Source organism: uncultured Mobiluncus sp. (assembly GCF_902488535.1).
GTDB lineage: Bacteria > Actinomycetota > Actinomycetes > Actinomycetales > Actinomycetaceae > Mobiluncus.
In genome coordinates, this window is record NZ_CABTWO010000005.1 from 44825 (window position 1) to 60038 (window position 15214).

General features: G+C 58.5%; 14 protein-coding genes. 9 read left to right on the forward strand and 5 right to left on the reverse strand.

The annotated features are described in order from the left end of the window. Window positions 1–253: 253 nt before the first annotated feature. The 5 genes from recA (at window position 254) to miaA (ending at window position 4954) form a co-directional block, all read left to right on the forward strand. On the forward strand, window positions 254–1366 hold the full coding sequence (gene recA / locus RDL66_RS02895; RefSeq protein WP_308535071.1) for a recombinase RecA: 1113 nt from the start codon (window positions 254–256) through the stop codon (window positions 1364–1366). After that, window positions 1363–1893 (forward strand): regulatory protein RecX, encoded by a 531-nt coding sequence (locus RDL66_RS02900; RefSeq protein WP_308535073.1) that lies wholly within the window; start codon window positions 1363–1365, stop codon window positions 1891–1893. Before recA ends, RDL66_RS02900 begins: the two co-directional genes overlap by 4 nt. Window positions 1894–1923: 30 nt before the next feature. Beyond that, window positions 1924–2409 (forward strand): CinA family protein, encoded by a 486-nt coding sequence (locus tag RDL66_RS02905; RefSeq protein WP_308535075.1) that lies wholly within the window; start codon window positions 1924–1926, stop codon window positions 2407–2409. Window positions 2410–2487: 78 nt separating this feature from the next. Beyond that, window positions 2488–3984 (forward strand): tRNA (N6-isopentenyl adenosine(37)-C2)-methylthiotransferase MiaB, encoded by a 1497-nt coding sequence (gene miaB, locus RDL66_RS02910; RefSeq protein WP_308535128.1) that lies wholly within the window; start codon window positions 2488–2490, stop codon window positions 3982–3984. A gap of 10 nt (window positions 3985–3994) precedes the next feature. Continuing rightward, window positions 3995–4954 carry a tRNA (adenosine(37)-N6)-dimethylallyltransferase MiaA gene (gene miaA / locus RDL66_RS02915; RefSeq protein ID WP_308535077.1) on the forward strand — a complete coding sequence of 320 codons (960 nt, stop codon included), beginning with the start codon at window positions 3995–3997 and terminating at the stop codon, window positions 4952–4954. On the opposite strand, the gene RDL66_RS02920 is transcribed toward miaA, so the two are convergent. The 3 genes from RDL66_RS02920 to RDL66_RS02930 all read right to left on the reverse strand — a co-directional run bounded on the left by RDL66_RS02920 (window position 4895) and on the right by RDL66_RS02930 (window position 7642). Further along, the gene (locus tag RDL66_RS02920) at window positions 4895–5824 is read right to left on the reverse strand and encodes a hypothetical protein (protein ID WP_308535079.1); all 930 of its coding nucleotides are present in this window, start codon (window positions 5822–5824) and stop codon (window positions 4895–4897) included. The genes miaA and RDL66_RS02920 overlap by 60 nt on opposite strands. 171 nt (window positions 5825–5995) lie before the next feature. Beyond that, window positions 5996–6640, reverse strand: coding sequence for a methyltransferase (locus RDL66_RS02925; RefSeq protein WP_308535081.1), 645 nt, complete (start codon window positions 6638–6640; stop codon window positions 5996–5998). 18 nt (window positions 6641–6658) lie between these two features. Next, complete coding sequence (locus tag RDL66_RS02930; protein WP_308535083.1) at window positions 6659–7642, reverse strand: hypothetical protein; 984 nt, start codon at window positions 7640–7642, stop codon at window positions 6659–6661. A 15-nt stretch (window positions 7643–7657) separates the two neighbouring features. Here RDL66_RS02930 and hflX point away from each other — a divergent pair, with 15 nt between their 5' ends. Both hflX and RDL66_RS02940 read left to right on the forward strand, forming a co-directional pair. Then, window positions 7658–9226 carry a GTPase HflX gene (gene hflX, locus RDL66_RS02935; protein WP_308535085.1) on the forward strand — a complete coding sequence of 523 codons (1569 nt, stop codon included), beginning with the start codon at window positions 7658–7660 and terminating at the stop codon, window positions 9224–9226. Between the two features lie 13 nt (window positions 9227–9239). Next, window positions 9240–11312: an ATP-dependent DNA helicase gene (locus RDL66_RS02940; RefSeq protein WP_308535130.1), complete on the forward strand. Its 2073-nt coding sequence runs from the start codon at window positions 9240–9242 to the stop codon at window positions 11310–11312. Between the two features lie 20 nt (window positions 11313–11332). On the opposite strand, the gene lexA is transcribed toward RDL66_RS02940, so the two are convergent. Further along, the gene (gene lexA / locus RDL66_RS02945; protein WP_308535087.1) at window positions 11333–12016 is read right to left on the reverse strand and encodes a transcriptional repressor LexA; all 684 of its coding nucleotides are present in this window, start codon (window positions 12014–12016) and stop codon (window positions 11333–11335) included. A gap of 236 nt (window positions 12017–12252) precedes the next feature. On the opposite strand from lexA, the gene RDL66_RS02950 reads away from it, so the two are divergent. Both RDL66_RS02950 and nrdR read left to right on the forward strand, forming a co-directional pair. After that, window positions 12253–12690, forward strand: a complete 438-nt coding sequence (locus RDL66_RS02950; protein WP_308535089.1) for a LysM domain-containing protein — start codon at window positions 12253–12255, stop codon at window positions 12688–12690. Between the two features lie 94 nt (window positions 12691–12784). Continuing rightward, window positions 12785–13237: a transcriptional regulator NrdR gene (nrdR, locus tag RDL66_RS02955; protein WP_308535091.1), complete on the forward strand. Its 453-nt coding sequence runs from the start codon at window positions 12785–12787 to the stop codon at window positions 13235–13237. A gap of 50 nt (window positions 13238–13287) precedes the next feature. On the opposite strand, the gene RDL66_RS02960 is transcribed toward nrdR, so the two are convergent. Then, window positions 13288–15081, reverse strand: a complete 1794-nt coding sequence (locus RDL66_RS02960; protein ID WP_308535092.1) for an AMP-binding protein — start codon at window positions 15079–15081, stop codon at window positions 13288–13290. Between the last annotated feature and the right edge of the window lie 133 nt (window positions 15082–15214).

Sequence of the window (15214 nt, forward strand, 5' to 3'; positions counted from 1 at the left end):
AGGAGGCGCGCAGAATCGCACTGGGCGGCGAATTTTTACGAACAGTCGGCGTGTCGGATGATTCGAACTAATGTTCGATATAGGGTTTTCCACAGATGAGTCGAAAAGGGACTTTTCCACAGGTAAAAAACCTTTCGATTTTTCGCTTCCGGGGTGGGGCGTAAGTTCATCTTGAGAGCTTCGGAGAGGAGCTCAACAATGACACCCGAACTATTGGAGCGGCGGAGAGCCGCGCAGATGAAAGGAATACACAATGGCAAAAGACGAGCGCGCGAAAGCGCTGCAAACTGCGCTTGGTCAGATTGATAAGCAGTTTGGTAAAGGTTCCGTGATGCGGCTGGGCGACTCAGCCGTGAACACGAATGTTTCGGTCATTCCGACAGGGTCAGTAGCCCTGGACGTGGCTTTGGGGATTGGGGGACTCCCGCGGGGCCGCATTATTGAGATTTACGGTCCAGAATCTTCCGGCAAGACCACCGTGGCTTTGCACGCGGTGGCGAACGCTCAGAAACAGGGCGGGAACGCGGCTTTCATCGATGCGGAGCACGCTCTCGATCCGGTTTACGCACAGAAACTCGGCGTTGATATTGACAATCTGCTGGTCAGCCAACCCGACACTGGGGAACAGGCGCTAGAGATTGCGGATATGCTGATTCGCTCCGGCGGCCTGGACATCATCGTTATTGACTCGGTCGCGGCTCTGGTGCCGAAGGCTGAAATCGAAGGGGACATGGGGGATTCCCACGTGGGTTTGCAGGCCCGGTTGATGAGCCAAGCGCTGCGAAAAATTACCGGCGCGTTATCCGCCACCGGCACCACCGCAATCTTTATTAACCAGCTGCGCGAAAAGATTGGGGTGTTCTTTGGCTCGCCTGAAACCACTACCGGCGGGAAAGCATTGAAGTTCTACGCTTCTGTGCGTATCGACGTGCGCCGGATTGAGACACTGAAAGAAAATGGGGACGCTATCGGTAACCGGACTCGTGCCAAGGTCGTTAAGAATAAGATGGCGCCGCCTTTCCGCCAGGCAGAATTCGACATCATGTATGGTCAGGGCATTTCCCGAGAAGGTGGCCTGATTGACCTTGGTGTGGAAGCGGGTATCGTGACGAAATCAGGCTCTTGGTTTACCTACGGCGAACTGCAGCTGGGGCAAGGCAAAGAGAACGTGCGGAAGTTCTTGGTGGATAATCCTGAGCTCAGCGCCGAAATCGAAGATAAGATTCTCATCGCTCTGGGCGTGCGTGAGGATCCGAATGCGGTAGCGCATCCAGAGACCGGCGAGGGCAAGAAACTCGCTGTCGTGATGGATGACGACTCCGCAGATGGGGGTGCGTCCGTCAAGAAGGTTCAAAAAGCCTCATGAGTTTGCGGATAGTGGATGCGGCGGCGGATGCCGCCGCGGAAGCTGGTTTATCTCTGCTGGATCGGCGGGCTGTTACCGAATCTCAGATGCGCGACTACCTGGCCGAAAAGGGATTCGGTGACGAGGCCATCGATGACGTGGTGGCGGCTTTCGCTGCCCGTGGCTGGCTGAACGACCGCGACTACACCGTGGAGTTCTTGCGTCAGCGCTGCCAGCGCCCCGGGATGTCCCGAGCCAAGTTGGCAGCGGATATGGAAAAGCGTGGGTTGGATGCCCAGTCTATATCCGCGGGCATAGCGGCTCTGGATGCTGAGAATCCAGACTGGGAAACGGAAAACGCCCGAACCCTGTTAGAGAGCAAACTTGCGGCGGCGCGCCGGGGCTTGGATCTGAGTAATTTCGAGGATTGTCGGAAGCTGAAAGCCAAGCTGTGGCGCTATGTAGCGACACGCGGGTTTTCCTCAGCTCTGGCCACCACCGTAGTCAATACCGTGATGGATGAACTGAAATCGGAGAGTCAAAGCTAGCGAGGGGATGAATCGTGAAGGGACGAAACGATGGGTGACGCCGTATCGGCTGATGAATTAGCCGCAAGGGCTCTGGGGAAACTCACCGAACAGGGACAATCGCTTTCCTGCGCGGAGTCGCTGACCGGGGGTCTGCTGGCGGATGCTTTTGTCAGAATCCCCGGAGCCTCCCAAACATTTCGCGGCGGAGTCGTGACGTATACCGATGCGGTGAAAACTGCGGTGCTGGGAGTGAGTCCACAGCTGCTGCTAACAAACACCGCCTATGATCCCCAGGTTGCGGTACAGATGAGCACCGCGGTACGAAGGTTATTTCGCTCGGATTATGCGCTGTCTACCACCGGAGTTGCGGGTCCAGGCCCGGATGAAGGCGTGGCGCCGGGGAGGGGGTATGTCTGTCTGGCCACTCCGCAAGGCACGGAAGTGCGGGAGGTCGACCGACCAGGCACTCGCGCAGAAGTTCGCGCGGCGTTTGTGCGGGCGGCTTTGGAATTGCTGGTGTCTCACCTTGGTTGAACATCCCGGACGCGGCGCGCAGTCGCGGCAGTCGGCGAAAGTGACGGCATCAGCGGCATGACATAAAATGAGCCGGTGATGGAAACTCCGCGAACTTACCTGGTGAAAACGCTTGGCTGCCAGATGAACGAACATGACTCGGAACGCATGGCTGGCTTGCTTGACGCTGCCGGCTGGGTGCCGGTTGAGGAGGTTCCGCAAAAAGCTGCGCGCGCTACCAACGCCGGAGATGGCGGGGCTGACCTGGTGGTTTTGAATACCTGTTCGGTGCGTGAGGCTGCAGGGACAAAACTCTACGGCAATTTGGGACAACTGGCAGACGTGAAACGAAACCGTCCCGGAATGATGATTGCCGTGGGAGGATGCTTCGCCCAGCAGGAAGGCGCGAAAATCCTTGACCGGGCTCCGTGGGTGGACGCAGTCTTCGGGACGCATAATATCGACGCTCTTCCGGTGCTGCTGAAGCGTGCCGAACACAACCAAGAGGCCGCGGTGGAAATCGAGGAGAGCCTGAAAGTGTTCCCCTCCGTTCTGCCGGCGCATCGCCAATCTCCGGCTTCAGCCTGGGTATCTATCTCGGTGGGATGCAACAACACCTGCACTTTTTGTATTGTGCCTTCCCTGCGGGGTCGGGAACGGGACCGGAATCCTGCAGACATCCTGGCGGAAGTGCAGGCGGTAGTGGATGCGGGAGCCGTGGAAGTGACCTTGCTGGGGCAAAACGTGAACAGCTACGGAATGAGCTTCGGAAGGCGCGGCGCTTTTGCCGATTTGCTGCGAGATGTTGGAAAAACGCCGGGGCTGGAACGCCTACGTTTCACTTCGCCCCATCCCGCGGCCTTTACCGAGGACGTCATCGCCGCCATGGCGCAGACCCCGACGGTGATGCCTTCTCTGCATTTTCCGTTGCAATCCGGTTCGGACCGGATTTTGCGGCAAATGCGACGTTCCTACCGGTCTGAACGATTTTTAAGGATTCTCGAGCAGGTCAGGACCGCTATCCCCGAAGCCGCCATCACCACCGATGTCATCGTTGGATTTCCCGGCGAAACTGAAGCTGACTTCCAAGACACTCTCGATGTTTTGCGCGAAGCTCGGTTCCAAGCTGCGTTTACGTTCATTTACTCCCGTCGTCCCGGTACTCCCGCCGCCGACCGAGACGACCAGGTGGACCCGGAAATAGTGGCGCAGCGCTACCAAAGACTCTTGGAACTGCAAGAAAAAATCACCTTGGAGGAAAACGAAAAGCTAGAGGGGCAGACGGTGGAAGTCTTGGTCACCGCGGGTGGTCGGAAAGACGAAGCCACCGCGCGAATGAGCGGACGCGCCCGGGACAATCGTTTGGTTCATTTTGCGGTTCCCCAAGGCGTTAAGGTCCGTCCCGGGGATTTTGTGACGGTCGGTGTGACCCATGGCGCGCCGCACCACCTCGTGGCGGATTCCGCCCTCACTCCGGGTGGTGTATTCACCCTTCGCCCCACTCGCGCCGGTGACCTGTGGGAAGCGGCACACCTCGAAAAGCCTCGCGGCACCCTCTTGGGAATGCCCGGACGTAAGCCGGGACCAACGAGTTAGGGACCAAACCGTGATTGTTGCGATTGTGGGGCCGACCGCTACGGGGAAAAGCAACCTGGGGCTGGACTTCGCACAGCGAGTGTCCCGCGACCCGGAGCTAAAAGCTAGGTTTCCGGGCGGGGTAGAGATTATTAGCGCGGACGCTTTCCAGCTCTATCGGGGTATGGACGTGGGTACGGCAAAAACCCCGGAATCCCAACGCCACGGGATTCCGCACCATCAGATAGACGTGCTGTGGCCTGATGCAGAAGCCTCGGTGGCGGCATATCAAAAATATGCCCGCTCTGACGTGACGGCGATTGCAGCACGTGGAGCTTTACCCCTGGTAGTGGGGGGTAGCGGGCTGTACGTGCGGGCGCTGTTGGATGTGCTGGAGTTTCCTCCCACTGACCCCGCGGTTCGCGCTCGGTGGGAGGCGCAGGCGGAGCAACTCGGAGCGCCACAACTGCACGAAATCTTGCAGCGTAAAGACCCGAAAGCAGCCGAAACCATCGAGCCGCTCAATGCGCGTCGCCTGGTCAGAGCCTTGGAAGTGATGGAAATTACCGGGCGCCCATTCTCCGCGACTTTGCCGCGCGGGGAATACTGGCAGCCCGACACCCACGTCTTTTATCTGACGCGAAACCTTGATGAACTGGACGAACGCATCAATGCGCGATCGCACGAAATGTTTAGCCAAGGACTGCTCGAGGAAACGGCACGACTTGCTGCAGACCGGGCTCACCCTCTGGGGATTACCGCGCAAAAGGCCACCGGATACAGCCAAGCTCTGGCGGTGCTACGCGGTGAGATGACGGTGGACGATGGTATCGCGGCCACCGCTTTGGCGACCCGACAGCTGTCCCGGCGACAAATCAAGTGGTTCCGCCGCGACAAACGGGCAACAGAAGTCGCCTGGAGTCACATGAACTTAGAGGAACAGGGTCGGAGATTTTTTGCGCAGGCTCGCAGCCAGATTCTGGGTCACTGACATCCCCGTCACGATTTCCGTGTCTAGCTGGCGTTCACTCAGGCCTTCGCCCACGGAAACCAGGTAATCAAAACGCAGGTAGGGTTGGGTTCGCATCCCCAGAACAGAAGTCACGCCCAAGGCATTGAACGTATTTAACTCATTGATGGCATCGAACAAGTTTTCGGCAGGGAACGGCTGTCCCAGCTCAACCAGCAGAGACGTGGACAGCCAGGTGTCTTCCCCGAATAGCCGCAAAACCATCAAGTCGTCCGAATCGCGCAGGCGCAGCACCGTCCCGTCACGGTATACTCGCAGGTCTAGGCGCGCTGCCGCTTGGGCAACCGACTCTACGCTGACCGGTGCGGTGAGAGAATTATCCGAAAACCCCGGAACAATCTGGACGATGTGCTGTTTGGGCAGCAGGTCATGGTGGGAAAAGTCCGTTTCTGCATCCAGTTCGCAGGGAAAATCGGCTTCCACACCAGAAAAGAAACGGTCAGTCATAATCAAAGCCAGCAGCAGATGGGCTTCCAGCTGCTGGTCACCCATACCCACAGTGACTTGGACATTCGTCTGAGCACAGAGATGATAGTGATTGCCGTGCAGATAAGTCACCACTCGTGGACCGACAGCCTCGCGATTGTGGTGCAGGACGTAGGGCAGTAGTCGGGGGCGTTCGTGAATGGAAACCGTGGCGCGCCAGACCGAGCGCACGCGCAAGACCCCCGTCACCAAGTCAATGTAACTGGTGGCGGTTGTGCCAGGCACCATTACTGTGCGCCTAGAGTCATAAACGTCCACAACATAGCTGCGAGAAGCGCCATCGAGGGCTTCGCAGATGCGTTCTAGTGTCACCACCCGCGGACGTTGAGCGGTCAACTGCGGCATAATTTAATGTTACGGGGCAGGCTCGTGCTTTGGGCGAAAACGGGGAGCCGAATAATTTAGACACCCCTAACGCCGCAGTTCGCAAGGGAATCTGTCGTTTTGTCGGTGACGCTCGGGGGGAGGCTGCAAGCCCGCGGCGCGGGTTCCTTTGCCGGAGACTTTCGGGGTGCCTCAGGCGGCGCTCCGGCGCAGCTGCAGCACCCGAAATCCTTTCGAGGAGGCGATTTTTTCCCCGGCCCAACCGTGCTCGTTTAGATATGCCAGGAATGGATCAGAGCCGAGGTTGCGTCCCATCACCAGGTAGGCGACCCCATCTGGCTTTAAACGAGTTCGCCAGGCCTCCCACATTGCGTGCAGGGCAGTTTTGCCCACGCGCACCGGCGGGTTGGACCAGATAACATCCACGGAGTTGGGACCCAGGGCAGCAAAAGCGTCGGCTTCGCTCAGGGCTTGGATATTGTGCAATCCGTTCGCTGCCGCGTTTGCCCTGGTTAGCTCGATAGCGCGAGTGTTTACATCCACGGCGTAAACCTGTGCGGAGGGACGCTCGGCGGCTAAAGTTAGCGCCAACGGTCCCCATCCGCAGCCCACATCGACGAAAACTCCTGAACCACCCAGCTCCTGAGTGGAAGGCAGAGGGGGCACCTTACGCAGTAACACCTCAGTGCCCTTGTCCAAACCGTGACCGGAAAAAACCCCGTGAGCAGTCGTGACGCGAAAATCACGACCGGCTAAGGAAACGGTTAGCTCCCGAGTGGATCCCTCGGAATGGGGAGTGGCTGCGAAATAGTGCTCGCCGGCAGGCTGCAAACTCAACTGGTCTCCTAACTTGTCTCAAAAAAGTTTAGCGACCACGTGGCTGATTAACGAAGTGAGCACGCTGACAATCAGCCCCAGCAGGAACGCTCCCAAAACGCTGTGTGTAAAGAAAAATAGGCAAACGCCCGCGCCCAGGGCGGAAAGTACGAACTCAATCATCCACTCCAGTAGCTGCGGAATATGCAGGCGCAACGCCACGGCTTGTGCCGCCTCGTCCAAAATGACTAAAACGACCGTGACCAGCAATGACAGACCGAGGTAGGGCCAAAAATCTTCAAAGATAATCGCAATCTCTTGAGGACCCCAGCCGGAGAGCAGCAGCACACACAGGGTAGGAATCATCAGCACCAGCAGGTTTCCCAGCAGCCGTGCCGCGATGTTGGCGATTTCCACAGGGGAGCGCGGGTCGGTAGGCTTCGCGGGATGGTTCGCGGAAGCGCGGGGTTCCGAGGGCTGCGAAATCCGTTGTGTGTGGCCGGGAATGACGGAGTTTTGCGCCGTTTCAGAGGGGTGGTCCGCAGAAGCGGGGCCGGGCGGGTTCGCGTTTTTTTCCTGTTTCGTCTCTGGGGACGATGCCGGGGCGCTAAAGGTCGGAGCACCGGGCTGGGGATAGACTGTTTCGTCCCCGGTCGTCTCCGTGGTCGCTGACGATGCGCTGACTTCAGCAGCGGGATCTGTCGGAGCTTCTATCTCAGCAGGCTGCGAGGGGTTCGCGGCGGTTCTAGCGGGACCGGAATCAATAGTCTTCGGCTTCGTTCGACGCAGTCGTTCGGGAACCATGATGGTGGAATCGAGTTCGGCCGCTTCGAGGATGATTTCCTCCTCGGAACGCCAGTCAGGCACGTTGAACAGGGCCTTGTGGCGTTTCTTAAGGCGTTCATCGGCAGGATTAGGGACGGGAGCCGTGCGGGGGAGCGACTGGCCGAACGGGGACGCACGCCGAGCAGACGGAGCGTCAAAATTTTCGTCTCCGGGGTCCGTTGTATCCTTTAAAACCAAAGCTCAAACCTTTACTTGCATGGGCCGGGGGATACCCTAAATTCTAGGCGGAAGGACTATAACTTGCAGGAAAACACGGAGGATTACCCAAACTTGGGTTTCCTTTCGGGTGCGCCGCTGGTGGGAGAGGTGACCGCGTCGGACAATCCGACCCGGTCTCAGCCCGACGCTGCCGAGCAAGCCCAGCGGTGGGCCGATCGCTATGCCTTGGGGCGGGTGGAATCCATCGGTTCTGAGCTACAGGACATCAGCGAGGTTGAATACCGTGAAGTTCGCCTGGAAAAAGTTATTTTGGTGGGGATTTTCGCCGCCGACCGGGATGAGGCTGAACTGTCGCTGCAAGAGCTTGCCGCCCTGGCGAAAACGGCGGGAGCTGTCGTGCTGGCCGGGCTGTTGCAACGGCGTGAGAAACCTGACGTGGCGACTTTCCTGGGGCGAGGCAAAGCTCACGAACTGCAAGCTCAGGTGGCGGCTCTCGGCGCGGATACCGTCATCGTCGATGATGAGTTAGCCCCCAGTCAACGCCGGGCCCTGGAGGACGTGGTAAAGGTCAAGGTCATCGACCGCACCGCCCTCATTTTGGATATTTTTGCCCAGCACGCCACCTCACGGGAAGGCAAAGCCCAGGTGGAACTGGCTCAGCTGGAATACCTGCTGCCGAGGTTGCGCGGCTGGGGCGAATCGATGAGCCGGCAGGCCGGCGGACGTGCCGCCGCGGGTGAAGGTATCGGCGCGCGCGGACCCGGTGAAACCAAGATTGAACTCGATCGGCGCCGAATTCGATCCCGGATGGCTCGGCTGCGGCGCACCATAAAATCTTTGGCTCCGACACGTGAAGCGAAACGAGCCAGTCGTAAGGCTGGGGGAGTACCCGCGGTGGCGATTGTGGGCTACACCAACGCGGGCAAATCCTCGCTGCTGAATCGGCTGGCGGGAGCCAATCTGCTGGTGCATGATGCCCTGTTTGCCACTCTTGACCCCAGCGTGCGCCGGACTCATACTCCGGAAGGGCGGGAATACACCCTGACGGATACGGTTGGGTTCGTGCGGCGCCTGCCTACCGAACTGGTGGAGGCTTTTCGTTCCACGTTGGAAGAGACCGCTATGGCTGATTTGATTTTGCACGTTGTGGACGGTTCCAACCCCGACCCGCTGGCGCAAGTCGCCGCGGTTGACGCCACCCTGGAGGCTGTGGAGGGCATCGAGGACGTCACGGTCATGATGGTGGTAAACAAAATCGATCAGGCTTCGGCTCCCGCCCTCGCGCTGCTGCGTCATTCCTTACCGGAGGCATACTACGTTTCGGCACGGACCGGGGAAGGCATCGAGACGCTGCAGGAAGCCATTGCGGACCGTTTGCCTTGGCCGGGGCAGCGGGTTCGGGTAGTGGTGAAGTGGGAAAACACGGGTCTGCTGGAACGGATTTATCGTGACGGCAAGCTTTTGACCCGACAGACCCGCGAGGACGGCACCTTTATAGACGCATGGGTCCCCCCGGTTTTGGGAGCAAAACTGCTGGATCAGGCTATGGAAGATAATTACGGAATCGGTGAGGGGGTCGACAGTGACGCAAACGATAGATGACGACACCGCGGACATGTCCGACGCTGAGACAGGCGCTTTTTCGGACTATGTTCCCAGTTCAGAGTTGCAAAAGGTGTTGACTGAGGCGGTGTCTTTGTTGGGAGGTAGTGAGCGGCCCGGTCAGGTGGCGATGGCGGCCGCGGTGGAACAATCGCTGCGCTCAGATGGCAAATTAGCAGTTCAGGCGGGGACTGGAACCGGGAAATCCCTGGGATACTTATTGCCTGCATTGCTGTACTGCCTGCACGAGGACGCCAGAGTGGTCATTTCGACCGCAACTTTGGCTCTGCAAAACCAAATCATCACTAAAGACGCCCCCCTAGCGGTGGAGGCGGTTAAGAACGTGACCGGCTCCGAACTGCGCGTGGAGGTTCTCAAAGGCTGGCAAAACTATGTTTGCCTGCACAAGTTGAATGGCGGTTACGAGGGCAGCGAGGACGATTTATTTTCCACTATGGAAGATTCTCTCGCCCCTGGGGCAGGCGGGGGCGGTGAGGCCGCTTCGGGACGGGGAACGAAAACCGCGCGCCAAATGCGGGGATTTGCAGCTGAGACGAAAAAACTTTACGAGTGGGCTCGGGAAACGACCACCGGGGACCGGGACGAAGCTCCGCGCGGTATCGGGGCCCGGGCCTGGCGGCAAGTTTCCCTGTCCAGCCTGGAATGCGTCGGGGAAAAATGCCCGTTCCGTTCCGAGTGCTTCCAAGTTTCGGCTCGCGATAAGGCAGCATTAGCGCAGGTGGTGGTGACTAACCACGCCATGATTGGGCTGGAGGCCGCCGGAAAACAGAATCCGCTGCCCCCATGTGAGGCCATCATCGTTGATGAGGCTCATGAACTGGCCGAAAGGGTGCGTTCGCAGGCGTCTACTGAGTTTAGTGCCAATATGTTGGCGACTTGTGCCAAGGCGGCGGGCAATTTGGGGGTTTCCGGCAGCGAGGAACTCTCCCAGCAAGCCATCATGCTGGGCGTGGCGCTGCAGAATCTGGAAGATAGCCGTCTCACGCAGATGCCTGAGGCAGTAGCGGAATGTCGGACTCTGGCTCTGCCGCCCTTGAAGGCTGCTCTAGCCGAGTTGAGTGCAAAGGGTGGGGGTGACGCGGGGGTAGACGGCGAAAAACATGCAGACGCGGCGAAAACGGCCGTTGCGAAAGCAGCACTGACCAGCCTATTAGATACGCTTGAGACGATGACCCCGGAATCGGTCGCGAACGGCGAAACAATCCTGTGGCTGAGTCGGGGACGTGATGGCGACCAGGAACCCCGGCTCTACACCGCTCCGCTGGATGTGGCCGGAAAGCTCGCGAATCGATTGTGGAGCGAACACGCCATCATCGCGACCTCGGCCACCCTCAAGCTGGGGGGCACGTTTGCGCCGCTCATACACAAGATGGGTTTGCAGCTCGAGGAACCGCAGCCGGAAACCTTAGATGTCGGCTCGCCGTTTCGCCACGATCGGCAGGGCATTTTGTATTTGGCTCGGGACTTACCGGCGCCCACTCGCGGGGAGCACCCCGAAGTGTTTTGGGATCGCCTGGTGGAGCTGGTCGAGGCCTCGGGAGGCGGGGCGCTGGGGCTGTTTTCCTCACGCAAGATGGCTGAGCGGGCAGGGGAAGTGCTTCGGGAACGCACCGATTTGCCCATTATGGTCCAAGGTGAAGATTCCATGGCAGCCCTGGTTAACGATATGCGCGAGGACACTTCCGCCTGTCTGATGGGGACTCTCTCGCTGTGGCAGGGGGTGGATTTGCCGGGGAACACTTGCCGTTTGGTGCTGATTGACCGGATTCCTTTCCCGGTTCCCAGCGACCCGGTCATTGAGGCCCGATGTGCCGCTGTCAAACGGGCTGGGGGCAGTGACTTTATGGAAGTTTCCCTGACCCATGCCGCCCTGTTGCTGGCGCAGGGAACCGGGCGGCTGCTGCGTTCCGCCGCGGACCGCGGGGTGGTGGCGGTATTGGATTCACGTCTGGCGACCGCGCGGTATGGGGGATTTTTGCGAGCCTCCCTGCCGCCCTTGTGGCCCACGGAGGACGCGCAGGTAGTGCTGGACGCTTTACGGCGACTGCACCAGCAAGTTTCCTAGGGGTGGGCGCTGCCCAAACCTTACAGGGAACGGATTACGGTGACGACCTTGCCTAAAATGGTGGCGGTATCGCCGGGGATGGGTGCGTAGTTATCGTTGTGGGGTAGCAGCCAAACGTGCCCTTCAGCTCGGGAAAACTCTTTCACCGTGGCCTCGCCGTCAATCATCGCCGCCACGATTTCACCGTTGCGGGCTTCGCTCTGATGGCGCACCACGACCCAATCGCCATCTAATATGCCACCGTCCTGCATTGATTCGCCCTTTACTGCGAGCATGAACAGTTCGCCGGAACCGGTGAAGCGCCGGGGCAGGGCAAAAGTGTCCTCGACCATTTCCTCCGCCGTGATGGGGGCACCCGCTGCAATCTGTCCGACCAGGGGAACTGTGGTCGCCGCCGCGGTATCGGCGATGCCCACCGGAATGGTGGTGACGGTGGCAGGCTGTGTCGCGCCGGGTGCCGGTTTCGGCTGCGAAGTCACCATCCCCTCGGGAAGTTTCACGAATTCCAAAGCGCGCGGTGTGTTGGGAGCGCGACGCAGGTAGCCTTTTTTGGTCAGCACATCGAGGTGGTGTTTGACCGAGGAGGGGGAGGACAGCCCCATGGCCTCAGCGAGTTCGCGTACCGAGGGGGGGTAGGCGAGCTTTTGACTGAGTTGGTACAAAGTCGTCAAAACTTCCTGTTGTCGTTTGGTCAGGTCGCTCACTGCTGCTCCTTTATCCGAGTACTTTGCGCGGGATAGCTGGCAAAAGTCCGTCTGACGTAACTCGCGGATTTTCGTCTCCGGGGTCCATGTCAGACTGGCAATTGTCAGGCTAACTGCGGTCAAAATTAATATTCGCACAAATGTTCGATTTTGACTCGACAACGCGCCGGCAATGGTTTATATTATACGTACAGATGTTCGAACGAACAAATGTTCGAATGAATGGAGGGATTACCATGACAGCAGTTTTGGCACCGACTTTTGAGGTTAGCGAGCTGGCTCCGAATCACCCGGCGGTGCGTGCTTTCAGAGCCCGCCAATCGCGCCCGGCTTACTTGCGTTTGGTTCCGAAGGCATCGGCGTCACCCGCTGTGGTTGCGCGGCCGGTTTTGTCATGGGATGCCGTAGCTTTGCGAGTGGGGCTGTTTATTCTGGCTGCCCTCGTGATGGTGTTCCTAGGCATGGTGTTGGGGCTGGGGCTCAGTCCTGATTTCGTTCCCACGGATTTTATGCAACACACGGTCGTGCCGGGCGATACGCTGTGGGATATTGCCGCAGCTAATGCCGCCGGTGTGCCGACTGACGAGGTCTTGGCGGACATGATGGACGCAAATGCCTTGGACGCGGGTTCCGTGCTAAATACTGGGCAAACGGTGTTGGTTCCGGTTTATTGAAATGATTGGGTTCAGCACGACTCTCCAGCTTGCGAAAACTTCGGTTTGCACTTACGGTGAAACCTGTAGTCTTGCAGCGGTGAAGGAGGGCGACGTGCACTGTCCGTTTTGTCATCACGAAGATTCCCGTGTGATTGATTCACGTACCGCCGATGATGGTGCCTCCATTCGGAGGCGTCGTGAATGCCCCAGCTGCGGTCGGCGTTTCACCACCCTGGAAACCACGCTGCTGCTGATTAAGAAACGTTCCGGAGCGACCGAGCCGTTCCGGCGCAGCAAGGTTATTGCCGGTCTGGCCAAAGCCACCCAAGGCCGTCCCATCAGCTCTGACCAACTTGCTCTTATGGCTCAAGGCGTCGAAGAAACTCTGCGGGCTTCCGGGAAAGCTATCATCAACTCCGAGGAAGTCGGCAAGGCTATTTTGGAGCCGCTAAAGGAACTGGACGAAGTCGCCTATTTGCGCTTCGCTTCGGTTTATTCCGAATTCAACTCACTCGAAGACTTTGAGGACGCTATCGCCTCGTTAAAGAACCACTCTCAGAACTAGCCGCCGGTTTTTATGGATGCTGGCTGGTGACCCGCACTCGGCGCTTAGCCCTACATACGGAAACCCTCGGAAAGCCGCTCCAAAACGGATTGGCGCACTTTGCGGCGTTGAATCTTCCCGAGTTCGTTATGCGCCAGCTGCTCCGGAAAAGAAACTGAACGCGGAATCGCGTAACGGGGGAGGGAATCGGCAACCCAAGCCCGAATCTTGTCCAAATTGAGGCTCGCTCCCGGATTGAGCACCACCGCCGCGTGTACCTGTTCACCCCGGGCGGGGTCAGCTTGATCGGGAATGCCGACCACGGCGACTTCCGCCACCTGGGGCATCGTGGCTATGGCTGCCTCCACGACCGAGGGATAAACATTGAAACCGGAGATAATGATGAGCTCTTTGCGCCGGTCACTCATCCGCAAGAAACCCTCGTGTTCCTCGACCAAATCACCGGTGCGCAACCAACGATCTGGGGTGAACAGCAAATCAGTTTCTACCTGGTCGCGCCAATACCCCGGGGAACACCCCGGTCCCTTCACCACGAGTTCCCCCACCTCGCCGGGCTCGACGTCAACGAGGGTATCCGGGTCGATGACCCGCACTTGGATAGAGGGGAACACGATGCCCATGTAACCAAGTTTGCGTTCGGGACTCATCGGGGACCCCAGTACCGTTGGCGAAGTCTCCGTCATGCCGTAGCCTTCGATGATATAGCCGGAAGTGGCTTTTTCCCAGCGTTTTGCGACTTCCTGAGTCAGTGGCATCGCTCCGGAAATAGCGTATTTAAACGTTGATAAATCTATTTTCGGGTTTTCCTCAGCGGCTTTCGCTAGGCGGTCAAAAATTGGAGGCACTCCCACTATGAACGTGCCCGGACGCCGGCGTTGGGCAGCTAGGGCTGCTCGGGTGCTGAACTTCGGGAACAACACCGAGGTGGCTCCCAAACCAATCGCCCCGTTCAGAGACAGGGTCAGGCCAAAAGCGTGGAAGAACGGCAAGACACAGAACCAGGTTTCTTTGCCGGGACGCAGCTTGGTCACCCAGGTCGTATTGGCAAACAAGTTCGACACCAAGTTGCGGTTGGTCAAAATGACCGCTTTCGGTTTGCCGGTGGTTCCACCCGTATGCAGCATCACGGCTGGGACATCCGGATCGACTCGCACAATGCGGTTATATGGTTTCTGCTTTTCCAGCAGAGTATCGTAGTCGGGCAAATCCTTGGCCTGCGGGTCGCAGAGCTGATGGTAGAGGTCTTTTGCCTTCTTAATCGGCAGGCGCAAGGCAAAACGCAGCCGGCGCGGCAAAGCCGCGGAAACATCGAGGGAAATAACTTCGGTGTCCATGTTGCGCACCAACTCGGTGACACTTACGGCGGCCTTTTGCCACACAAAAACCAGCTTTGATTCCGCGTTTTCGATTTGCCACTTCAGCTCTGTCGGGGCAGCCAAAGGGTTGTGCAGCACGCACACCACTCCCAGCTGCAGGCAGGAATAGAGCAGATAGACGAACTGCGGACAGTTCGGAGCCACAATCGAGACCCGGTCACCGCGCTTGACGCCGTGTTCAAGCAGCAGCGCCGAAGTGCGTTGCACGTTTTCGCCCAGTTCCCGGTAGGTCGTGGTGGCGCCAAAAAAATCCAAGGCTACGCGGCGCGGATATTTATTTGACTGAGTTCGCAAAACATCAATCAGCAGCTGATCGGTGACGGGGATTTGGGCGGGAACATCGGGGTTATAAAGCAGACGCATCCGTTTGGTCAGCTCAGAATCCTGCTCGGGTGGGGTATGCACATACCTAGGCAGGTGAATCCCCGCATCGGGGGCCAGTTCCAACAAATCCACTGTTTCAGTCATACATCCACCCTAACGCAAACTTGCCGGTCAAATCCTTTTCGCCAGGAATTTGTCCGGTAAAACCCGCGCCCCAGCGGCGGGCGATCCAGCGAAAGACTGGTGAGAGCGCGGCAAAACTCGGTACGGCGAAACT

Excerpts from the sequence above, each read along its gene's own strand:
- recA (WP_308535071.1), top strand. The coding sequence starts at position 254 with ATGGCAAAAGACGAGCGCGCGAAAGCGCTGCAAACTGCGCTTGGTCAG.
- RDL66_RS02900 (WP_308535073.1), top strand. The coding sequence starts at position 1,363 with ATGAGTTTGCGGATAGTGGATGCGGCGGCGGATGCCGCCGCGGAAGCT.
- RDL66_RS02905 (WP_308535075.1), top strand. The coding sequence starts at position 1,924 with ATGGGTGACGCCGTATCGGCTGATGAATTAGCCGCAAGGGCTCTGGGG.
- miaB (WP_308535128.1), top strand. The coding sequence starts at position 2,488 with ATGGAAACTCCGCGAACTTACCTGGTGAAAACGCTTGGCTGCCAGATG.
- RDL66_RS02920 (WP_308535079.1), bottom strand. The coding sequence starts at position 5,824 with ATGCCGCAGTTGACCGCTCAACGTCCGCGGGTGGTGACACTAGAACGC.
- RDL66_RS02940 (WP_308535130.1), top strand. The coding sequence starts at position 9,240 with ATGTCCGACGCTGAGACAGGCGCTTTTTCGGACTATGTTCCCAGTTCA.
- RDL66_RS02950 (WP_308535089.1), top strand. The coding sequence starts at position 12,253 with ATGACAGCAGTTTTGGCACCGACTTTTGAGGTTAGCGAGCTGGCTCCG.
- RDL66_RS02960 (WP_308535092.1), bottom strand. The coding sequence starts at position 15,081 with ATGACTGAAACAGTGGATTTGTTGGAACTGGCCCCCGATGCGGGGATT.